15 protein-coding genes are annotated in these 19947 nt (G+C 65.6%); 11 read left to right on the top strand and 4 right to left on the bottom strand.

Annotation, left to right across the window (positions count from 1 at the left end):
• Positions 1 to 7 precede the first annotated feature (7 nt).
• From gltA to NTZ26_13150, 4 genes are read left to right on the top strand one after another with little or no spacing between them, the layout of a single operon-like run.
• Positions 8 to 1522 (top strand): NADPH-dependent glutamate synthase, encoded by a 1515-nt coding sequence (gene gltA / locus NTZ26_13165; protein ID MCX6561452.1) that lies wholly within the window; start codon positions 8 to 10, stop codon positions 1520 to 1522.
• The gene (gene rnhC, locus NTZ26_13160; GenBank protein ID MCX6561451.1) at positions 1519 to 2181 is read left to right on the top strand and encodes a ribonuclease HIII; all 663 of its coding nucleotides are present in this window, start codon (positions 1519 to 1521) and stop codon (positions 2179 to 2181) included. Before gltA ends, rnhC begins: the two co-directional genes overlap by 4 nt.
• A 27-nt stretch (positions 2182 to 2208) precedes the next feature.
• The gene (locus NTZ26_13155; protein MCX6561450.1) at positions 2209 to 3426 is read left to right on the top strand and encodes a DUF401 family protein; all 1218 of its coding nucleotides are present in this window, start codon (positions 2209 to 2211) and stop codon (positions 3424 to 3426) included.
• A 14-nt stretch (positions 3427 to 3440) separates the two neighbouring features.
• Positions 3441 to 4637, top strand: coding sequence for an alanyl-tRNA editing protein (locus tag NTZ26_13150; protein MCX6561449.1), 1197 nt, complete (start codon positions 3441 to 3443; stop codon positions 4635 to 4637).
• Here the strand turns inward: NTZ26_13150 and NTZ26_13145 are convergent.
• Together NTZ26_13145 and NTZ26_13140 are read right to left on the bottom strand one after the other, a co-directional pair.
• Positions 4615 to 5862 carry an ABC transporter permease gene (locus NTZ26_13145; GenBank protein ID MCX6561448.1) on the bottom strand — a complete coding sequence of 416 codons (1248 nt, stop codon included), beginning with the start codon at positions 5860 to 5862 and terminating at the stop codon, positions 4615 to 4617. The two genes, NTZ26_13150 and NTZ26_13145, sit on opposite strands and share 23 nt — an antisense overlap.
• Entirely contained in the window at positions 5859 to 7094 is a 1236-nt protein-coding gene (locus NTZ26_13140) for an ABC transporter permease (GenBank protein MCX6561447.1), read from the bottom strand. The genes NTZ26_13145 and NTZ26_13140 overlap by 4 nt, the downstream gene beginning before the upstream one ends.
• 147 nt (positions 7095 to 7241) lie before the next feature.
• Between NTZ26_13140 and NTZ26_13135 the strand changes: the two genes are divergently transcribed.
• From NTZ26_13135 to NTZ26_13120, 4 genes are read left to right on the top strand one after another with little or no spacing between them, the layout of a single operon-like run.
• On the top strand, positions 7242 to 7808 hold the full coding sequence (locus NTZ26_13135; GenBank protein ID MCX6561446.1) for an outer membrane beta-barrel protein: 567 nt from the start codon (positions 7242 to 7244) through the stop codon (positions 7806 to 7808).
• Entirely contained in the window at positions 7808 to 8533 is a 726-nt protein-coding gene (locus NTZ26_13130) for a pseudouridine synthase (protein MCX6561445.1), read from the top strand. The genes NTZ26_13135 and NTZ26_13130 overlap by 1 nt, the downstream gene beginning before the upstream one ends.
• An 8-nt stretch (positions 8534 to 8541) precedes the next feature.
• Positions 8542 to 10944 (top strand): discoidin domain-containing protein, encoded by a 2403-nt coding sequence (locus tag NTZ26_13125; GenBank protein ID MCX6561444.1) that lies wholly within the window; start codon positions 8542 to 8544, stop codon positions 10942 to 10944.
• Between the two features lie 49 nt (positions 10945 to 10993).
• Positions 10994 to 14008: a DUF6067 family protein gene (locus NTZ26_13120; GenBank protein ID MCX6561443.1), complete on the top strand. Its 3015-nt coding sequence runs from the start codon at positions 10994 to 10996 to the stop codon at positions 14006 to 14008.
• Here the strand turns inward: NTZ26_13120 and NTZ26_13115 are convergent.
• Positions 14005 to 14784, bottom strand: a complete 780-nt coding sequence (locus NTZ26_13115) for a deoxynucleoside kinase (GenBank protein MCX6561442.1) — start codon at positions 14782 to 14784, stop codon at positions 14005 to 14007. The genes NTZ26_13120 and NTZ26_13115 overlap by 4 nt on opposite strands.
• Positions 14785 to 14902: 118 nt before the next feature.
• The gene (locus tag NTZ26_13110) at positions 14903 to 17338 is read right to left on the bottom strand and encodes an ATP-binding protein (protein ID MCX6561441.1); all 2436 of its coding nucleotides are present in this window, start codon (positions 17336 to 17338) and stop codon (positions 14903 to 14905) included.
• 127 nt (positions 17339 to 17465) lie between these two features.
• Here NTZ26_13110 and ribE point away from each other — a divergent pair, with 127 nt between their 5' ends.
• From ribE to lysS, 3 genes are read left to right on the top strand one after another with little or no spacing between them, the layout of a single operon-like run.
• Positions 17466 to 17933 carry a 6,7-dimethyl-8-ribityllumazine synthase gene (gene ribE, locus NTZ26_13105; protein ID MCX6561440.1) on the top strand — a complete coding sequence of 156 codons (468 nt, stop codon included), beginning with the start codon at positions 17466 to 17468 and terminating at the stop codon, positions 17931 to 17933.
• 7 nt (positions 17934 to 17940) lie between these two features.
• Positions 17941 to 18498, top strand: coding sequence for a transcription antitermination factor NusB (gene nusB / locus NTZ26_13100; GenBank protein MCX6561439.1), 558 nt, complete (start codon positions 17941 to 17943; stop codon positions 18496 to 18498).
• Entirely contained in the window at positions 18389 to 19930 is a 1542-nt protein-coding gene (gene lysS, locus NTZ26_13095; GenBank protein MCX6561438.1) for a lysine--tRNA ligase, read from the top strand. The genes nusB and lysS overlap by 110 nt, the downstream gene beginning before the upstream one ends.
• Positions 19931 to 19947: the final 17 nt, after the last annotated feature.

Below are 19947 nucleotides of genomic sequence, written 5' to 3'. Positions count from 1 at the left end.
AACGGACATGGCCGAAGAAAAAAGACCCCTCGAGCCCGCCGACCGGGACCGGATCAAAACCGAGTTCGACCGGGAATGGCGCCGCGCTCTGCGCCGCGAAGCGCCGCCCAAGGAACGGATGCGGATCCCTCGACAGCCGATGCCGGAGCGGGGGGGTGTCGTCCGCGGCCGCGACTTCGGCGAAGTCAACCTGGGCTTCGGCGCCGAGGCGGCTCAGGCGGAGGCCCGGCGCTGTCTCGACTGCGCGGTTCCCGGGTGTGTGGCCGGATGCCCGGTGGTGATCGACATTCCCACTTTCGTCAAGCTGATCGAGCGGGGCGAATTCGCCGCCGCGGGCCGATCGCTTAAAGAGACGAACTCCCTGCCCGCGGTCTGCGGCCGCGTCTGTCCGCAGGAGACGCAGTGCGAGGCGGTCTGCAATCTCAAGCGGGCCTCCGGCATCCCTGTGGCGATCGGGCATCTGGAGCGCTTCGCCGCCGACTTCGAAAGGGCCGGCGCCGAGGGATCGCCCGCGCCGCCCGTCCGCTTTGCCGCGAAGGGGCCCAAGGCCGCCGTCGTCGGCTCCGGACCGGCCGGGCTGACCGCGGCTGGAGAGCTGGCCAGGATGGGGCATGCGGTCACGGTTTTCGAGGCCCTCCACGAGCCGGGCGGCGTCCTGGTCTACGGCATTCCCGAGTTCCGGCTGCCCAAAGCGGTTCTGCGGGCCGAAGTCGAGGCCCTGCGCGCCCGGGGCGTGGAATTCCGGCTGAACTTCATCGTCGGGCGGACGGCGACGCTGGACGACTTGAGGGCCGAGGGCTTCCGGGCTTTTTTCATCGGCACCGGAGCGGGGCTGCCGAACTTCATGAAGATTCCGGGCGAGAACCTGGTCGGCGTCTATTCGGCCAACGAGTACCTGACCCGGGTCAACCTGATGAGGGCCCACGCCTTTCCTGCGGTCGACACGCCCGTGCCGCGGGCTCGGCAAGCGGCGGTGATCGGCGGCGGCAACGTGGCCCTGGACGCCGTCCGGACGGCCCGCCGGCTGGGGGCCGAGCGGGCCATGATCATCTATCGGCGGTCGCGCGAGGAAATGCCGGCCCGGGTTGAGGAAATCAAGCACGCCGAGGAGGAAGGGGTCGAAATCCATCTCCTGACGGCGCCCATTCGTTACGAGGGGGACGCGGCGGGGCGTTTGCGCTCGATGACCTGTCTGCGGATGGAGCTGGGGGAGCCCGATGACTCCGGCCGGCGCCGGCCGATCCCCGTGCCCGGCTCGGAGTTCGAAGCCGAGATCGATCTGGCCGTCGTTGCGGTCGGCCAAAGCCCGAACCCGCTTCTGTTCGACTGCCAGCCGGAGCTTCGGCGCGGCCGCTGGGGCACCATCGAGGTGGATGCGGGCACCCTGGCGGCCGGCGTGCCGGGCGTCTTCGCCGGCGGCGACATCGTCCGCGGCGGGGCCACCGTCATTCTGGCCATGGGCGACGCCAGGCGGGCCGCAGTCGGAATGGACGCTTATTTGCGGGGGGAGGGCGGTCGATGAGTCAAGTCGCGCTTTTCCCGCCCGCCGCAGGCCATATCGGCACGGACGAATCAGGCAAGGGCGATTTCTTCGGGCCGTTGGTGATCGCCGGATTTTTCTGCCCCGAGGGGCAAGGCCCGGTGCTGACCGAGCTCGGCGTCCGCGACAGCAAGACCCTGTCCGACAGGAAGATCCGGGACCTGGCCGAGACGCTGCGGGCCGGATACGTCCATTCGATCGTGGCTATCGGGCCCGAGAAATACAATGAGCTCTACGACCAGTTCCGCAACTTGAACAAGCTTCTGGCCTGGGGCCACGCTCGGGTCATCGAGAACATCCTGGAGCGCGTGGACGCGTCCAAGGCGATCACCGACCAGTTCGGCGACGAACGATTGGTCCTGCAGGCCTTGATGAAGAAAGGCCGCCAGATCGAGCTTCTGCAGCGGCCGGGGGGAGAATCGGACCCGGCCGTCGCGGCCGCCTCCATCCTGGCCCGGGCCGAGTTCGTCAAGCGGCTGGCGGCCCTGTCGCGGCAGTGGGAGGTGGACCTTCACAAGGGGGCCGGTCCACCCGTCGAGTCGTCCGCCGCCGCCTTCCTGGCCCGCCACGGGGCCGCGGCTTTGGGCCAGGTGGCCAAGCTTCATTTCAAGACGGCCACCCGGGTCCTTGGCCGCCTATGATATAATCCGCGGCCGGAAGACGCCGCCATGCCCGTTTTGCTCAAGGCCGCCGCCGTCATCATCCTTCTCCTCCTCCTGCTTCGCCTCAAGGTCGATCTCGGCCTGGCTCTGCTGGCCGACGCGGTCCTGACGGCCGGGCTGTTCCGGATGCCGGCGGGTGTCTTCCTCCGGACGGCGGGCCGAACCCTGATCGCCGGCGAGACGCTGACCCTCCTGGGCATTCTCGTCCTGGTCCTCTACCTCGGCAACTATCTCCAGGCGGGCGGCCATTTCCGGCGCATGGTTGAGGCTCTCAAGGCCATCGTCCGGGATCCCCGGCTCATCCTGGCCGTCCCCTCGGCCTTCATCGGGCTCCTGCCCATGACCGCGGGCGCCATGATGGGAGCGCCGATCGTCGAGGAGGCGGCCCGGCCCTACGGCCTCTCGCCGGCCTGGATGACGTTTCTTAATTATTGGTTCCGTCACATCTGGGAATACAGCTGGCCCCTCTACACGAACCTGATTCTGGCTTCCCTTATCCTTGAAGTGCCGATCGGGCGGATCTGCCTCGTTCAAGCGCCCTTCACCGTCATCGCCGCCGCGGCCGGGTTGACGGTCCTGTTCCGCCAGGTGCCGGCCGGGCCCCGGTCGCCGCGCCGAAGAGCCTCGATCGGGGATTATGTCCGCGTTGCGGCCTCAATTTGGCCGATCGTCCTGACCATCGGGCTCGTCTTCGGTCTCCGGATGGCCATGCTGCCGGCTCTGGCCGCGGCTTGCCTGCTCAGCCAGGCCTTGTCGCGAATGGACCTCAAGACCCGCTGGGAGGTCTTCCGCCGCAGCGTCACGCCGCGGATCGTCCTGCTGACGGCGTCGGTCATGGTCTTCAAGCAGGTGCTCGAGACGAGCGGCGCCCTGGAGGCCGTGGTCCGGGCCGTTCCGCCCGGGGGCCTTTGGACCTATGTCCTCCTCTTTGCCGCGCCGTTTCTCATCGGCCTGCTGACCGGCGTCAACCAGGCTTTCGTGGCGATCGCTTTCCCCCTGCTGGCTCCGATCATCGGCCGCGGCCGGCCCGATATGGTCCTGCTCCTGTTCGCCTATGTCAGCGGCTTCGTCGGCATCCTGCTGTCGCCCGCTCATCTGTGTTTGGCTTTCACGGCCGAGTACTTCCACGCCGAGCTCAAGGACGTCTATCGCATTCTCTGGCGGCCGGTGGCTGCGGTCTTCGCCGCGGCCCTGTTCGTCCTGCTGGCCGCCCGGGTGATCTGAAAGGAGGGACTGCCATGGCGACGACTGAAAGGCTCTACTTCGAGGATTCCGGACAGATCGAGTTCGAGGCGGCGGTGCTGGAGCGGCGCGCCGTCGAGGGGCTTCCTTCCGTCGTCCTCGATCGGACCTGCTTCTATCCCGAGTCCGGAGGCCAGCCGTGGGACTTGGGGCGACTGGGCGGCGTACGGGTCGTCCGGGTGATCGAGGAGGAGGGCGCGATCCTGCACGTCCTGGAAAAGGAGGCGCCCGGCGAGAGCCTGCGCGGCGAAGTCGATTGGCTTCGGCGCTTCGACCATATGCAGCAGCACTCGGGCCAGCACATCCTGTCGCAGGCCTTCCTCGAGACGGCGGGAGGGGAGACCCGTTCCTTCCATCTCGGCCCCGAGGTCTCCACCCTCGAGATCGGCCTCGCGGACGCGAGCGATGAGACGATCGATCGGGTCGAGCGGCGGGCCAACGAAGTCGTTTTCGAGGATCGCGAGGTCCGAACCTTTTTTGTCCCGGCCGAACGGATCGGGGAGATCCCGCTCCGCAGGCCGCCCAAGGTCGAGGGGACGATCCGGGTGGTGGAAGTCGCCGGGTTCGATTTTTCCGCCTGCGGCGGAACCCACGTTCGGCGGACGGGAGAGATCGGGCTGATCAAGATCATCGGCGCCGAGAAGATCCGGGGGAACCTTCGCTTCACTTTCGTCTGCGGCGGCCGGGCCTTGACCGAATTCCAGGTCCGGACCCGGGTCGTCCGCGACCTCGTCGGACGGTTCAACGTCCCGCCCGCCGAGCTGCCAGGCCAGGTCGAGAAGCTGGCCGGCGAAGCCAAATCTATGAAGAAGTCGTTGCGGGCGCTCGAGGCGGCGGCGGCCGAGCGCGAAGGGGCCGAGCTGGCTGCGTCCGCCGGCGGCGACGCGATCCTGATCCGGATCTTCGACGACCGGGGGCCCGAGGCGGTCCGGGCGCTGGCCTTGAGCTTCGTTCGCGGCGGCGGGCGGGCGGCCCTGTTCGCGGCCCGGTCGCCGGAGCGTCTTCAGATCGTTTTGGCCCGGGCGGAGTCCCTGGCCTTCGACCTGCGGACGCTGGTCGGGCTGGTGGCGCCGCTCGTAGCCGGCAAGGGTGGCGGAGGGGCGTCGCTGGTGGAGATCGCGGGCCAGCCGCAGGCGGACGCGGCAGCCGCCCTGGAACGCGCGGCCGAGGCTATTCGTAGCGCAGCGAAATAATCGGATCGACCTTGGCCGCCCGGCGGGCGGGAAAGATGCCGAAGAAAAGCCCGACCGAGATCGAAACGAACAGGCCCAGCGCGATCGACCAGGAAGTGACGGCGGCCGGCAGGGGAGTCGTCGCCCGCACGATCATGGCGATCCCGAATCCGACCAAGGTGCCGAGCAGGCCCCCGGTTCCGGTCAGAACCATGGCTTCGATCAGGAATTGGCGCAGGATATCTTTGGAGCGGGCGCCCAGGGCCTTGCGGATGCCGATCTCGCGGGTTCGTTCCTTGGCCGCGACCAGCATGATGTTCATGACCCCGATGCCCCCGACCAGCAGGCCGATCGAGGAGATGACGATCATCACCAGGTAGGCCGCCCCGGTGATCTGGTTATAAAGGTCGAGGATGGTGTCCTGGGTGAAGACGGCGAAGTCGTTGGGCTTGCCGAAGGGGACTTTGCGTCTTTGCCGCAGCTTGCCGGTGATCTGGCCGATGGCGGCCTGCAGCTGCTCGGGCTTGCGGGGGACGGCCGCGATCTCCATGCTTTCCGGATCGTAGGGAAAGGACTTGCGCAGGGCCGTAATTGGGATGGCGACCAGATTGTCGCGGCTCTGGCCGAACATCTGGCCGCGCTTGGCCAGGACGCCGACGACGGTGAAGCCCTCGGGCCCGACCCGGATCTCGCGGCCGATCGGGTTGAGGTGGGGAAAGAGATTCTCGGCCGTCTCGGATCCCAGCAGGCAGACCTTGGCGCTGTGCAGGACTTCGGATTCGGTCAGGAAGCGGCCGTCCTTGGGCAGATAGATATTGTAGACGATCGGGAACTTCTCGTTGATGCCCACGATCATGGCGTTGTCGGTCTTGATCTCGCGGTACTTGACCTCGATGGCCTGGAAGAAGCTGGGCGTCAGGTTAACGGCCACGGCCTTGATCAGCGGGCACTCCCGCTCCAGGGCCTGGACGTCCTCATAGGTCAGGTTCTTGCGCTGGCGCAGCTCTTCATCCATGCGGCCCATCTGGACCGGCTCGTACTTGCGGATCATGATCAGGTCCGATCCGGCCGCCTGCAGCTCCTTGAGGAAAGAGGCGTTCAGGCCCTGGATGATCGAGACCATGCCGATGACCGTCATGACCCCGATCATGATCCCGAGCAGGGTCAGAAAGGATCGCAGCTTGTGGCTGCGCAGGGAATCGAAGGCCATGGACAGGATTTCCTTGAAGATGCCCTGGCGGATCATAGTTCGGACCTCAGCGCTTCGACCGGGTCGAGCTTAGCGGCTTTGTTGGCCGGATAGATGCCGAAGAACAGGCCCAGCGAGGAGGACATCAGGATGGCCATGACCACCGAGACGGGGTCGACCGACGAAGGCATCGCCGTGGCGGCCGAGATGCCCTTGGCCAGCAGGAGGCCGAGGCCGATGCCGACGAGGCCGCCCAGGCCGGCCATGGCGGTGGCCTCGATCAGAAACTGGGCCAGGATGTCCTTGCGCCGGGCGCCGATGGCCATTCGCACGCCGATCTCCTTGGTCCGTTCGGTGACCGAGACGAGCATGATGTTCATGACCACGATTCCCCCGACCAGCAGGGCGATCGAGGCGATGCCGATCATGGCAAAGTAGATGCCCGCGGTGGCGGTCTTGTAGAACTGGATGAAGGTTTCGGAGGTCCGGAAGGAAAAGTCGTCCGGTTCGGTGTAGTCCCTCTTGCGGGCGCTCCGCAACAGGGTCCGGACCTCCTCCTGCGCGGCTGCCATCTCGGCCTGCCCGGCCGTGTGGATGTTGATGTCGATTGACCGGCGCGAGCCGTAGACCTTAAGGAAAGTCGTGATCGGAATGCGGACGTAGTTGTCCTGGCTGAACCCGAGGATCTTGCCCTTGGCCTTGCCCACGCCGACGATCAGGAAGTTGTCGCCGCCGGCTTTGATCCAGCGGCCCAGGGCGTCGCGGCCCGGAAAGAGATTCTCGGCCACTTCGGAGCCGATGACGCAGACGGGCCGGGAGCGGTCCTCCTCCTCCTTGAGGATGTGGCGGCCGCGATCCAACTCGACGACCGAGCCGATCAGGTGATCGAGCGAAGTTACGCCGCGGATCTCCGTCCCCTTGATCGAGAGGGCGCCGGCTTTGGCGGTCCGGTTGGTGCTGACGCTGGCGCCGACGAGCTCGGCCGACCGGCAGCGCTCCCGCAGCAGGCGCATCTCGTCCAGGGTCAGGTCCTTGCGCTTCAGTTGCTCCCGGAAATCCTTCAGCGAGGTCCCGATCATGGAGAACTTGGAGACCGAGAAGTCGTTGGCCCCGTAGAAGGACATCTTGGTGTAGACATAGGTGTTCAAGCCCTGGATGACCGAGACGACCGCGATGATCGTCAGGACCCCGATGATGATTCCGAGCAGGGTCAGGAAGGTCCGCAGTTTGTTGGTCCAGAGAGACCCCATGGCCATCCCAAACGATTCGCCCCAATGGATCTTGGACATGTCACTCCCGAAGGCGGTCTATTCTAACAGGATATGATACGGATTCGGAACGCGGGAGTTTAGGCCGGCGCTGCCTTGACAAAAGCCGGGCCGGAGCCGACAATGGGGAGGCTGGCAAAGGAAGGAAGAAGGAAGGAGAGTGGCGCCATGAGAAAAGGACGGACAATCCTGGCGGCCTCCGCACTCCTCGCCGCCCTGGCCGTTCCCGCGTTCTCCCAGGTCGGGATCTACCTGGGAGCCTTCGGCGGCACGTCGGCCCAGTCGCCGAGCACGCTGACCACCACTTTCGACACGGACACGACCTTCGTCTATGGTCTGCGGGCGGGCCTGCGGATTCTGATGATCGGGGTCGAGCTCAACTACTTCCGGGCCTCCCACAACATCATCTTGGGCGGCGGCACGATCATCCCCAACTGGGACCAGGCGGCCAACGACTACAGCTACATCGGGGTTAACGGCAAGCTGTACTTCCCCCTGCTCTTCCTGCAGCCGTTCGTCACCCTCGGCTACGGCTATTATACGGCCGACATCCACAACATCGACAAGGCCAATGACGGCGGCTTCAATTTCGGGGCCGGCCTCGACCTGAGGCTCGGCCGTCGCTTCAGCCTGACCGCGGAAGGCCGTTGGCACAAGGTCTCCGTGAGCATCCAGAACATCGATCTCGACCTGGGGGACTTCACCCTCTGGGGCGGCCTCCAGTTCCATTTTTAATGATCCTCCGCCTGAATCGATACCTTTCCATGCAGGGAGTCGCCTCCCGCCGGGAGGCCGACCGCCTGATCGGGGAGGGGCGCGTCCAGATCAACGGCCGAACCGTGGAGGACCTGGGCGTCAAGGTCGATGACGAGAAGGATCGCATCACGCTCAACGGCCGCGCCGTCAAGCCGGGCCGGGTCCTCGTCTACCTGGCCCTGAACAAGCCGGCCGGATACCTGGTCACCCGGGACGATCCGGAAGGTCGGCCGACGGTCATGTCGCTGCTGCCCAAGATGCGCGAGGCGGTCTTTCCGATCGGCCGCCTGGACCTGGATTCCGAAGGACTGCTTCTGCTGACCAACGACGGAGATCTGGCCTACCGGCTGACCCATCCCCGGTTCGAGATCAAAAAAATCTACTCGGTCGAAGTCGACGGCGAGATGACCGACGAAAGCGCCGCTAGGCTGGAGAAGGGGATCCGGCTGGACGGCCGGCGCACGGCGCCGGGCCGGGTCCGGGTTCTGCGCCGCAACGTCCGCCAGAGCGTGGTTCTAGTCGAAATCCACGAGGGGCGCAAGCGCGAGGTGCGCCGGATGATGGAGACCGTCGGGCATCGGGTCCGCTCGCTCAAGCGCGTCGAGTTCGCCGGGCTCACGCTGGCGGCTCTTCCCCGCGGCCAGTGCCGACCTCTTAAGCGGGCCGAGGTCCGATCTTTGCGCAGCCTGGTGGGTCTGACCTAGGGGAGGCCATGGGGCGGACGGGAGCGACCGGGGGTTGGCGGCGGGATGCGGCCATCCTGGTCGCGTTCGCCTTGGTCTCGATCCTCCTGACCTGGCCGGTGGCCGCCAGGATTTCCACCCAAATCGCCGGCGACCCGCACGATTCCCTCTATACTATGTACGCCTTGTCCTGGAACTACCGCGTCATCGGCGGGACGGAATCGTTCTGGAACGCGAACATTTTCTATCCCTATCAAGGGGTCCTTTTCTACGGCGATCCGCTCTTCGGCCTGACCTTGATCGGTGCGCCGATCAGGCTGCTGACGAAAAATCCGGTGGTGCTGTTCAACCTGCTCTTCCTCCTCTCGTTTTTCCTCTGCGCGGCCGGGGCTTATGCCCTGACCAAAAGGCTGACCGGCTCGCAGCCGGCCGCCTTTCTGGCCGGCTTGATCTTTGCCTTCTGCCCTTATCGCTTCGCCCACATCGGCCATCTCGAGATTCTCTATTTCGCCTGGATCCCGTTCACCCTCCTTTTCATGCACCGGTTTTTCCAGCGGCCGACCTGGGGCAACACCTTCGGTATGGCGGCCTTTTACATTCTCCAGGTCTTGAGCTGCGCCTACTACGGCGCCTTCTTCACCTTTTTTGCGGCCGTGTTCGCCGTTTACAGCCTGGCCAAGACGGGCCTCTGGCGGCAGGGCCGTTTCTGGGCCCGAGCGGCCGCTTTCGCGGGTCTGGTCGGGGCCTGCCTCACTCCTTACATACTGCCTTTTCTGCGGGTTCATGCCCGGATGCATTTCATCCGGCCGCAATGGGAGGTCGAGTTCTACTCCGCCCAGCTCCAACACTACCTGGCCGTTCCGCCCTGGAACCATGTCTGGGGAGGCCTCTTCGGCCGGCTCGGCGGTGTGGAATGGCAGCTTTTTCCCGGACTGACCGCAATCGTTCTAACCGCTTGGGGACTGGCGCGGCTGGCGCGAAGATCGTCCTCCCTCCCGCTCCCTCCTCCGGCCGAGCGCTATCGCGTCTTTTTTGCCCTTTGGAACGCAATCAACGCCGGGCTTCTCCTGATCGTCGTCTTTCTGGCGAGCCGGCCGACATTCTCTTCAACCCTGGCCGGGTTCAAGCTTTCGAGCCGCAGGATCGAGGATCCTCTGGTTCTTCTGATTCTATCGTTCGCCGCCCGCCTCGTCGGCGACCGCCGTTTTCGCGGCCGGCTGGCGCGCTTGGCGCGGACGGCGTCCGCCTCGGCCCGCTGCTTCGCCGCCGCGGGCGCCGCCGCTTTCCTGCTGTCGTTCGGTCCTTCGATCCGCATTTTCGGCCGCAAGATCCTGACCGGTCCTTATGCCTGGGCCTACAACTGGCTGCCCGGATTCCAAAGCCTGCGGGCGGCCAGCCGCTTCTCCGTCCTGGTCATCCTCTGCCTGGCTATTTTTTCGGCTTACACCTTGGCCGATTGGCTGCGAAGCCGGCCCGGCGGTCGCCGCGTCGGGATCGTGGCCGGCTTGGCCGTTCTCGTCCTGATCGAATCGTGGTCCGTCCCTTTGCCGATGATCTCGATCCCGCTCGGCTCGGGCGTGCCGGCCATCTACCGTGCCGTTGCGGCTCTTCCGGATGATGCCTCCCTGGTCGAAATCCCCATGCCGACTCGCGACGACGAGGAATGGAAGGACGCCTGGCCGGTCTACTACTCGACCTTTCATTGGAAGCATCTTGTCAACGGGTACAGCGGGTACGCTCCGCCCGCCTATCGGATCGTCCGCGAGGCGATGGAGGGATTCCCCAGCAAGGCAGCGCTCGACTTGCTGGAAAGCCTGCAGGTCGGTTATGTCCTGGCCCATGTCGGCGCCATGCCCGCCGAGCGGAGGGCGCTCTTCCTCCGCCGGATGGTCAAACATCGGAACCGGGCCGACCCGGTGGCCGAAGCGGACGGGTCGGTTCTTTACCGCATCCTGCCCTGGGCGGCGAGCCACGATCCCGGCGCCCCGGCCTTGCATTCGGTGGGGGACAGGTCGATCTGGCGAGGCCGCGCCAGCCTGAACGCGGCTTCGATCGGGCTGGCTTTCGACGGCCGGCCGGAGACCTACTGGTCGACCGGGTTTCCCCAACAGCGGGGAGATTTCGTCCGCATCGACCTGGGCCGGATCGAGAGCTTCCGGCAGATTGTCCTTCGGCAGCAGAACCGTCCCCTGTCCTATCCCCGCAACTTCGACGTCGAGACCTCACTGGATGGGGTCGTTTGGACCGGACTCGACTTCGGGCGCAATTACTTCCCGATCCTGAAGAAGTCCGAGGTTGAGGATCTGTCGATGGTCCGATCGATTGTCTCGCGGGTGCCTGCGACGGCCCGGTTCCTGCGGATCACCCTGACCGAATCGCATCCTTCGGGGCGCCATTGGGCCATCGCCGAGATCGATCTGCTGGACGAATAGCGCGGTTGCGGAGCGGCGCTCCGGCCGCCAACTCCTTCGAGGTGACGCCATGACAAACCTATCCAAGATCGGACTGGCCGCTCTGTTCGCCCGGCTGGCTCTCGGACCGGTGGCCGCCGGTCCCGGAACCGGCGCGGGCGAAGCCTGGGACGTTTCGGCCCTCGGCAACCACAGGGCCGTCGTCCGGGTTGCTGCGGCCGCGGATGCCGTCCGGATCAGGATTCCCTGGCGTCGTCGCGATCCGGCGCCCGAGACGAAGGCCGTCATCGTCACTGACGCCGCCGGCGCGAGGATCGCCAATGTCGTCGCCGTATCCGTGGATCGGGCCGCCGGCGTCTTTGTCTTTCAACCGGCCTCGGGGCCGGGCGAATATGATTTCTATTATATGCCCTACCGGCTGACCGGGAGCCGGAACTACCCGACCGCACGGTACCGGGAGCCGGAGCGGACGGCCGAAGAAGCCTGGCTGGCCCGCAACGGCTTGCCGGCTTCGGCGACGGACACGGGCCGCTTTCCCGAAGCCAAGCCCGGGGCTCTTGAGTCCGCTGACGCTTTCGATGCCTTCACGCCCATGGAGTTCATCGCCTTTCCGGAAGAGACGATGGCCCTGCGGCAGCGCTTCGCCGACCGACCGTTCCTTCTATTCCCCGAGGATCGGCGGAGCTCGATCCGCATGGTCGATGACTTGCCTTACAAGTGGGTCGTCGAGGGGCCGCGGCCGGAGCTCGCGGGGGAGGCGGCACGGGGGGAGTTTTTCGCCTTCCAGGTCGGGCTTTGGGCTTGCGGCGGGGCGTTGGAAGAAGTTACCGTGGGCTTCTCGCCGCTCCGGTCCGCCGCCGGTGGGACGATCCCGGCCTCGGCTCTGCGCTGTATCAACACGGGGGGGACGGACTGGGACGGGACGCCGCTCTACAAGTCCGTGGCCGTGGGCGAGGGCAAGGTCCAGGCGCTTTGGTGCGGAGTTCAGGTGCCTGCGAATTGCCGGCCCGGACGCTATGAGGGCGACGTATCCGTATCGGCCAAGGGGCGGGCGGCCCAGACCGTGCGGCTCGCTCTGGCCGTCGGACCGGCCCTGCGGACCGACGGAGGCGATGCGGATCCGGCCCGGATGTCCAGACTCCGCTGGCTCGATTCGACCCTGGCCATGGATGACGAAGTCGTCAAGCCGTTCACCCCGCTGACCGTCCGGGGCCAGACCCTGGGCTGCCTGGGGCGGACGGTGAGTCTCGGGCTCGACGGCCTGCCGGCGGCGATCCGAAGCTACTTCGCGTCGGATGTCGCCCGGCTGACCGACAAGCCCAAGGACGTGCTGGCCGGCCCGATGGCCTTGATCGTCGAGGACGGCATAGGCCGGCCGTTCGAATGGAAGCCTGAGGGGGTCGTCTTCACCAAGAAGGCTCCCGGCCGCGTGGATTGGGAGTTTAAAAACACGGCTCCCGGCCTGCGGATGGAGGGGCGGGCCTGGATGGAGATGGACGGCTATCTCGAATTTCAGGTCCGGTTGGCGGCCGATGAGATCATGGCCGTAAGAGACGTCCGCCTGGAGATCCCCTGGGCGGCGGCCGCAGCCCGCTATATGATGGGCCTCGGCGTCAAGGGCGGGCTCCGACCGGCGGAGCTGCAGTGGGCTTGGGACCAAAAAAAGAATCAGGATTCGCTCTGGCTGGGCGAGGTCAACGCCGGGATGCAGGTCGGCCTGCGGGCCGAGAACTACAGCCGGCCCCTCAACACCAATTTCTACCTGAGCAAGCCCCTCAACCTGCCACCGTCCTGGTGGAACGGGGGCAAGGGGACCGTCAAAGTCCGCGAGGGGAAGCCGGGGGTGGTGCTCTACGCCGCGTCCGGCGGTGCAAGAACCCTGGAGCCCGGCCGCGACCTCCACTTCCACTTCATCCTTCTTCTGACGCCCTTCAAGACGATCGACCCGAAGGCTCATTTCGCGACCCGCTTCATGCACGCCTATAAGCCCGTGGCCGAAGTCGCCGCGAGCGGGGCCAACACGATCAACATCCATCACGCCAACGCCATCAACCCCTATATCAACTATCCCTTTCTTCGCCCGGCCGAGATGAAGGCTTATGTCGACGAGGCCCATCGGCGCGGGTTCCGGGTCAAGATCTACGACACCGTCCGGGAGCTCAGCAACCGGGCGTCCGAGATCTTCGCCCTGCGCAGCCTGGGGCACGAGATCTTCACGCCCGGGCCGGGCGGCGGATACGCCTGGCTCCAGGAGCACCTCGGCGCCGACTACATCGCCGCCTGGTTCGTCCCCGAGCTCAAGGACGCGGCCGTCATCAACAGCGGCATGTCGCGCTGGCACAACTATTACATCGAAGGGCTCGACTGGCTGGCCCGCAAGATCGGGATCGACGGCCTCTATCTGGACGACGTGGCTTTCGACCGGACGACCATGAAACGGGTCCGCAAAGTTCTCGACCGCAACCGGCCGGACGCCCTGATCGACCTCCATTCGGCCAACCAGTACAACCCCCGGGACGGATTCGTCTCGAGCGCCACCCTCTACCTCGAGCACTTTCCTTACCTCAACCGTCTGTGGTTCGGCGAGTACTTCGACTACAACGGCACGCCGGCGGATTATTGGCTGGTCGAGGTCTCGGGGCTTCCCTTCGGCCTGATGGGGGAGATGCTGCAGGACGGCGGGAACCCCTGGCGGGGGATGGTCTTCGGGATGACCAATCGGCTGCCCTGGTCGGGCAACGACCCGGCCCGGCTATGGAAGGTTTGGGACGCCTTCGGTCTCGGCGAATCCCGGATGAGCGGCTGGTGGACCGAGGACTGCCCCGTTCGAGCCGACGACCCGGGCGTTCTGGCCACTGTCTACCGGCGGGACGGACGCTCGATGATCGCCCTGGCCAGCTGGGCCATGGGACCGGTCCGGACGCGGCTTCGGATCGACTGGAAGGCCCTTGGGCTCGATCCGCGGAAAGCGAAGCTCCGGGCGCCGGAAATCCCCAATTTTCAATTGGCCGCCTCGTTCGCCGCGGACGAGCCGATCCCCGTCGAGCCGGGCAAGGGGTGGCTGCTGATTCTGGAAAAGAATTAGCCGGCCGCGTCGGGCTTAGTCTCGCCGCCGTTCGGCATCACCGGCATTCGGGGATGCTTGGCGAACGAGAACGCCAGCTGCTCGTACCAGGAATCAGACGACATCGACATCCGCAGGATCTGCTTCCAGACATCCACCGGAGGGCCGAACTCCCTCCAGTCGATGACCATGACCCGCACTCCGCGCCGCCGCATTTCCTGCAGCAGCAGCCTGTAGTTCTTGTCCAGGTGCTGCAGGTAGTCCAGAGGTACGCCGGCTTCCTCCCCGCGAGCCCGGTTTTCCATGCGGCGGTGGCATTCCTCGGGGGCGACGTCCAGAAAGACGAAAATATCGGGCGGCATCACGTCGCGGCTCATGTTGCGAAAGACGTCGACGTACAGCTCGAACTCCTGGTGGGTCATGAAGCCGCGCTCCATGGCCGTGGTGGCGAACACGGTGTCGCCGTAGATCGGTCGGTCCTGAATGACCACCTGGCCCTGCGGGCCCCAGGCCAGCTCGACGGCCAGCCGGTGCTGCTCGTAGCGCTGGCAAAGCATGAACATCTGCATGGAGAAGCCGCCGCCGGTGTTGTTTCCGGTGCGCAGGTCGTCGTAGTAATGGTTGAGGAAATAGGTGAACTTGGGACTGTGCGTCGGCTCCTCAAGAACCCGGGCCGGCCAGCCGCTGGCGGTGGCGGCCGAGCTGATGGCGTGGCAGGCGTTGGTCTTGCCCGCCCCGATGTTGGCGTCGATGGTGATGAACAGGCCTTGCTTGCGCGGTCTTTCGGCTTGATCCATGTCTCGTTCCTTTCGCCGCGCCGCTTGCGGCCGACGCGGACTTGCAGGGCGCCCGGCCGCTCATCATGACACGCGATCGGGCGGAAAATCAAGCCGGCTCTTAGGCCGGCCGGGGAGACTATTCTTTCACCGCGTCCTTGTCCTCGCCGGCGGCCTTGGCCGCACGGGAGAGGCGTTGGATCTCCTGATCCACCAAGTCGTTGACCGAGCCCGGCTCCCAGGTTCCGTCGATGCGGCGGGCGCCGGACGGCAGGCCGGTCAGGATGGCGATGCCCTCGTCGATCGAATGGACGGGGTAGATGTGGAAGCGGTCCTCGGCTGCGGCCTGGACGACGTCGGGCCGCAGCATAAGGTTTTGGACGTTCTGGTGGGGGATGAGGACCCCCTGAGTGCCGGTCAAGCCCTTGGCCTGGCAGACGTCGAAAAAGCCCTCGATCTTCTCGTTGACGCCGCCGATCGGCTGGATCTCGCCTTTCTGGTTGAGCGACCCCGTGACCGCCAGATCCTGGCGCAGCGGCAGCCCCGCCAGGGCCGAGAGCAGGGCATAGGCCTCGGTCGAGGAGGCGCTGTCGCCGTCGATCCCCGAGTAGCTCTGCTCGAAGGCGATCGAGGCGGACAAGGCGAAGGGCTTGTTCCGGGCAAAGAGGCCGCGCAGGAAGCCGCCCAGGATCAGGACGCCCTTGCTGTGGCTGGAGCCGCTCATATCGACGGCCCGTTCGATGTCGACGATGCCGGCCCGGCCGACCGAGACCCGGGCCGTGATCCGGGCCGGCTTGCCGAAGGCGAACTGGCCCATGCTGTAGACCGCCAGGCCGTTAACCTGGCCGACGACCGCTCCGGCCGTGTCGATCATGATGGAGCCGTCCTCGATCATCTCCTGGATTTTGTCCTCGATCAGGCTGACCCGCTCGAAGCGCTCCCGCACAGCCTGCTCGACGTGGCGGTCCGAGACTACGGTCCCGCCGTCCTTGCCGGCCCAGTAACTCGACTCCCGGACCACGTCGGCGATGACGTTGAAGCGGGTGCTGAGCTTCTTGTGCCGGCCGGCGATCCGGGTCCCGTACTCGATGACGGCGGCCATGCCGGTCCGGTCGAAGGGCAGGAGCCCGTCCTCGTCCCCGATCTTCTTGATGAACCGGATGTAGTCCTTGATAGCGTCCTCGGACTTGGCCATCTCCGAGTCGAACTCGGCCTTGATCTTGAAGACCTTGCGGAAGTCCTCATCCATGGAATAAAGCAGGTTGTAGATCTCCTCGTCCCCGATCATGACCAGCTTGACGTTGATCTTGATCGGCTGCGGCTTGAGCCGGGCCGAGGAGAAGAGGAATAGGGCGGCGTAGTTCTGGAGCTCGAAGACCTGATTGCGCAGGGTCCGCTTGAGGGTGGCCCAGACGCCCGGCTCGACCAGGGCGTCCAGGGCGTTGACCACGAGGTAGCCGCCGTTGGCCTTGAGGAAAGAGCCGGCTTTGATCTTGGTGAAGTCGGTTTGGAGGAGGCCGAAGCGGTTCATGGTCGACTCGATCGAACCGAACAGGTTGAGATAGTTCGGATTGGTCTCCATGATGACCGGGGAGTGCTTGAGGTCGCCGTTATCGACCAGCAGGTTGACCTGGTAATCGAGCATCGGATCGCCGGGCGGGGCGTCCTTCTTGTCCTCGTCCTTTTTCTGGTTCTTGAAGATCTCGATGGCGCCGATCAGGCCGGCTTCGACCTCGGCCAGGTACTCGGGGACCCGGGGATGAGGGAAGCGGGCGTTGATCTCGGCCACCGCCCCCTTGATGGTCGGGGCGATCGATTCGGCGTCCCAGGCCTTGAGCCGGAGGCGGGTCTCTTCCTCGATCTCGCGCAGGCGCTCAAAGACGCTTTCCATTTTTTGAGAGAGGGCTTCATAGGCCTTTTTGAGAGCCTCGAAGCGCTCGGCCGGGAGCTTCTTCTCCTTGACCAGGGCCTCGACCTTGGGGAAGGGGGTCGGCTGGTCGTCGATGACGGGGATCAGATCAGGCTTGACGAAGAGGCCCATCTGGACCTGGATGACCGAGAAGCCCTCCTTGGCCGTCTCCTCCTCGAAGCCCTGCAGGAGAGCCTTCTGCTTGCCCTGCTGCTCCTCGATGACGGCGTCGCGCTTGTCGGTGTAGTACTTGCTCTTGAGGAACTCGGGGATGTTGGCTTTGAGCCTGTCGAGCAGGTCGACCAACTCGGCGACGAAGAGCTTGCCCTTGCCGGCCGGGAGGAAGAGCAGGCTCGGCTCGTCGGGATATTTGAAATTGTTGACGTAGAGGATGTCGTCGGGCGGCCGATCGCCCTTTTCCAGCCGCTCCAGGAGCTGCTTGATGGTGGTGGTGCGGCCGGTGCCGGCCATCCCGGTGATGAAGATATTATAGCCCAGGCTTTTGATGTCGAGCCCGGTCAGAAGGGCCTTGAGGGCGCGGTCCTGGCCGATGATCTCTTCGCAGGCCGGGCAAAGCGAGCTGGTGTCGTAGGGCAGGCCGGCGGGATCGCAGCGCCAGCGCAGCTGGTCGAGCGGCACACGGGGATAGGCGGAAGAGGGACTCATCTCCGGATCTCCTTGGCGGCGGATGGGACGATGCCGAGAAGCAAGGTATTAGCATATCCTTCCCGCATTTACAAGCCGGCCGATTCCCTGTAGAATAAGCGGACTCCACGGGTTCGGAGGAACGGGCATGAAAATTTATGAAGGCAAGCTGCAGGCCAAGGGCTTCAAGATCGCCATCGTCGCCAGCCGGTTCAATCAGTTCATCACCGGACGCCTGCTCGACGGCGCCCTGGACGCCCTGAAGAAGCTGGGGGCCGAGGAGGCCGATCTCAGCGTTTACAAAGTGCCCGGGTCGTTCGAGATCCCGCTGGCGGCCGAGAAGCTGGCCGCTTCGGGCAAGTTCGACGGACTCCTCTGCATCGGCGCCCTGATCCGGGGCGACACGCCTCATTTCGACTATCTCAGCGCCGAGGTGACCAAAGGGCTGGCCCAGATCGCCATGCAGCACGGCCGCCCCGTCGCCTTCGGGGTGCTGACCGTGGACACCATCGAGCAGGGCATCGAGCGGGCCGGAACCAAAGCCGGCAACAAGGGCTGGGACGCGGCCTTCTCCCTGATCGAGACCCTCAACCTGTTTAAGGACGCCAAGCTGTAGGCCCCCGATGGGGAAAAGACGGTCGGCCCGCGAGCGGGCGCTTCAGGCTCTCTACGGACTCGAGTTCAACGAGGGAGGTCCGGACATCCTGCCCTCCCCGGCGGACGCGGCCGCGTCCGCGGCCGGCTCCGCGCCCGACGCCGAGGCCGAGTACGCCGCCTGGCTCGTCCGCGGGGTCTCCTCCCGGCGGGACGAGCTGGACGGCCTGATCCAAGCGACCTCCCGCAATTGGCGGGTGGCCCGGATGACCCCGGTCGACCGCAACATCCTGCGGCTGGCCGTCCTGGAGCTGCTGGAGGAAGGCAAGACCGTGGCTCCGGCCATCGTCATCAACGAAGCCATCGAGATCGCCAAACGCTTCAGCGGCGAAGAGTCTGCCGACTTCGTCAACGGCGTCCTGGACGCCGTCCGCCGAAGCCTGGCCGACAAGGAATCCACCACGAAAGTCGACGACCATGAGCCAAGACCAAAAACCGAACGCCCCGAACCCAAGCGCCCTCCCGTCCGAATCGCCGGCCGAGGAGCGGCGAAACGATCAGGAGCTGGCCCGGGCCGAAAAGCTTAAAAAGCTCGTCGCCGCGGGAATCGACCCCTTTCCCCACAAGATCGAGCGGACCCATTCCGTCGCCGCGGCGGCGGCCGAGTTTGCAGCCCGGACAAAAGAGGACCTCGAGGCCGCGAAGCCCCGGGTCCGCGTCCCGGGGCGGATTCTGTCCATCCGCCAGATGGGCCGGGCCACCTTTTTCCACATCTCGGACGGCCGGGCCAAGCTTCAAGCCTACATCCGCGAAGACGGCGTGGGCAAGGAAGTCTATGAGCGGTTCTTCCTCTTCGATTTGGGCGACTGGATCGCGGTCGAAGGCGAGGTCTTCCGGACTCGAACGGGCGAGCTGACGGTTCTGGTCTCCGCCTTCCAGTTCGTGGCCAAGTGCCACCGCCCGCTGCCCGAAAAGTGGCACGGCCTGCAGGACGTCGAGATCCGGTATCGGCGCCGCTACCTGGACCTGATCATGAACCCCGAGGCGACCGAGGTCTTCCGGCTTCGCAGCGCCATCGTCACCTACCTGCGCCGCTATTTCGACGGCCGCGGCTATGTGGAAGTCGAGACGCCGATGATGCAGGCCGTTCCGGGCGGGGCCCTGGCCCGGCCGTTCGTCACCCACCACAACGCCTTGGACATCGATCTCTTTTTGCGCATCGCCCCCGAGCTCTACCTCAAGCGGCTGGTCGTGGGCGGGCTGGAGCGGGTGTACGAAGTCAATCGCAACTTCCGCAACGAGGGCATCGACGCCGAGCACAACCCCGAGTTCACGATGCTCGAGTTCTACCAGGCCTACAGCGACTATAACGACATGATGGATCTGACCGAAGACTTGATCGGCGGCCTGGTCCGGGACCTTCTGGGCAAGGACGAGTTCCCTTACGGCGACGCCGTCATCTCCGTCAAGCGGCCTTGGCCGCGGCTCCGCTTCCGGGAGGCTCTCGAGCGCTACGGCGGGCTCTCGGCCGGCGCCTTCGACGACCGGGACGCCGTCATCCGGCTGGGCGAGGAGATGGCCCCGGACAAGAAGCCCCTGACCTACGGCCGGGCCCTCGACGTCATCTTCGACAAGCGCGTCAAGCACCATCTCGTCCAGCCGACCTTCCTGATCAACCCCCCCAAGGAGGTCTCGCCGCTGGCCAAGGCGGCCCTTGATCATCCCGACGAAGCGGCCCGGTTCGAGCTGTTCATCTCGGGCATGGAGCTGGCCAACGCCTTCTCCGAGCTGACCGACCCGGTCGAGCAGCGGCTGCGCTTCGAACAGCAGGCCGGAGAAAAAGCCAAGGGCGACGACGAAAGCCATCCCATCGATCTGGACTATGTCCAGGCCCTGGAGTACGGTCTCCCCCCGACGGGCGGGGAGGGGATCGGCATCGACCGCCTGGCCATGCTCCTCGCCAACCGGCGATCGATCCGCGAAGTCATCCTCTTCCCGCTGCTGCGGCCGCGGGAGTGAGGCGAGGAAACCCCGGC

Source organism: Candidatus Aminicenantes bacterium, from assembly GCA_026393855.1.
Taxonomy (GTDB): Bacteria; Acidobacteriota; Aminicenantia; order Aminicenantales; family UBA4085; genus UBA4085.
The sequence above is the reverse complement of the archived record's forward strand: the minus strand, read 5'-3'. Positions and strand labels throughout refer to the sequence as shown.

Bases quoted from the DNA above. Each gene is read 5' to 3' on its own strand.
- gltA (MCX6561452.1), top strand. From the start codon at position 8: ATGGCCGAAGAAAAAAGACCCCTCGAGCCCGCCGACCGGGACCGGATC.
- rnhC (MCX6561451.1), top strand. From the start codon at position 1,519: ATGAGTCAAGTCGCGCTTTTCCCGCCCGCCGCAGGCCATATCGGCACG.
- NTZ26_13155 (MCX6561450.1), top strand. From the start codon at position 2,209: ATGCCCGTTTTGCTCAAGGCCGCCGCCGTCATCATCCTTCTCCTCCTC.
- NTZ26_13150 (MCX6561449.1), top strand. From the start codon at position 3,441: ATGGCGACGACTGAAAGGCTCTACTTCGAGGATTCCGGACAGATCGAG.
- NTZ26_13145 (MCX6561448.1), bottom strand. From the start codon at position 5,862: ATGATCCGCCAGGGCATCTTCAAGGAAATCCTGTCCATGGCCTTCGAT.
- NTZ26_13140 (MCX6561447.1), bottom strand. From the start codon at position 7,094: ATGTCCAAGATCCATTGGGGCGAATCGTTTGGGATGGCCATGGGGTCT.
- NTZ26_13135 (MCX6561446.1), top strand. From the start codon at position 7,242: ATGAGAAAAGGACGGACAATCCTGGCGGCCTCCGCACTCCTCGCCGCC.
- NTZ26_13130 (MCX6561445.1), top strand. From the start codon at position 7,808: ATGATCCTCCGCCTGAATCGATACCTTTCCATGCAGGGAGTCGCCTCC.
- NTZ26_13125 (MCX6561444.1), top strand. From the start codon at position 8,542: ATGGGGCGGACGGGAGCGACCGGGGGTTGGCGGCGGGATGCGGCCATC.
- NTZ26_13120 (MCX6561443.1), top strand. From the start codon at position 10,994: ATGACAAACCTATCCAAGATCGGACTGGCCGCTCTGTTCGCCCGGCTG.
- NTZ26_13115 (MCX6561442.1), bottom strand. From the start codon at position 14,784: ATGGATCAAGCCGAAAGACCGCGCAAGCAAGGCCTGTTCATCACCATC.
- NTZ26_13110 (MCX6561441.1), bottom strand. From the start codon at position 17,338: ATGAGTCCCTCTTCCGCCTATCCCCGTGTGCCGCTCGACCAGCTGCGC.
- ribE (MCX6561440.1), top strand. From the start codon at position 17,466: ATGAAAATTTATGAAGGCAAGCTGCAGGCCAAGGGCTTCAAGATCGCC.
- nusB (MCX6561439.1), top strand. From the start codon at position 17,941: ATGGGGAAAAGACGGTCGGCCCGCGAGCGGGCGCTTCAGGCTCTCTAC.
- lysS (MCX6561438.1), top strand. From the start codon at position 18,389: ATGAGCCAAGACCAAAAACCGAACGCCCCGAACCCAAGCGCCCTCCCG.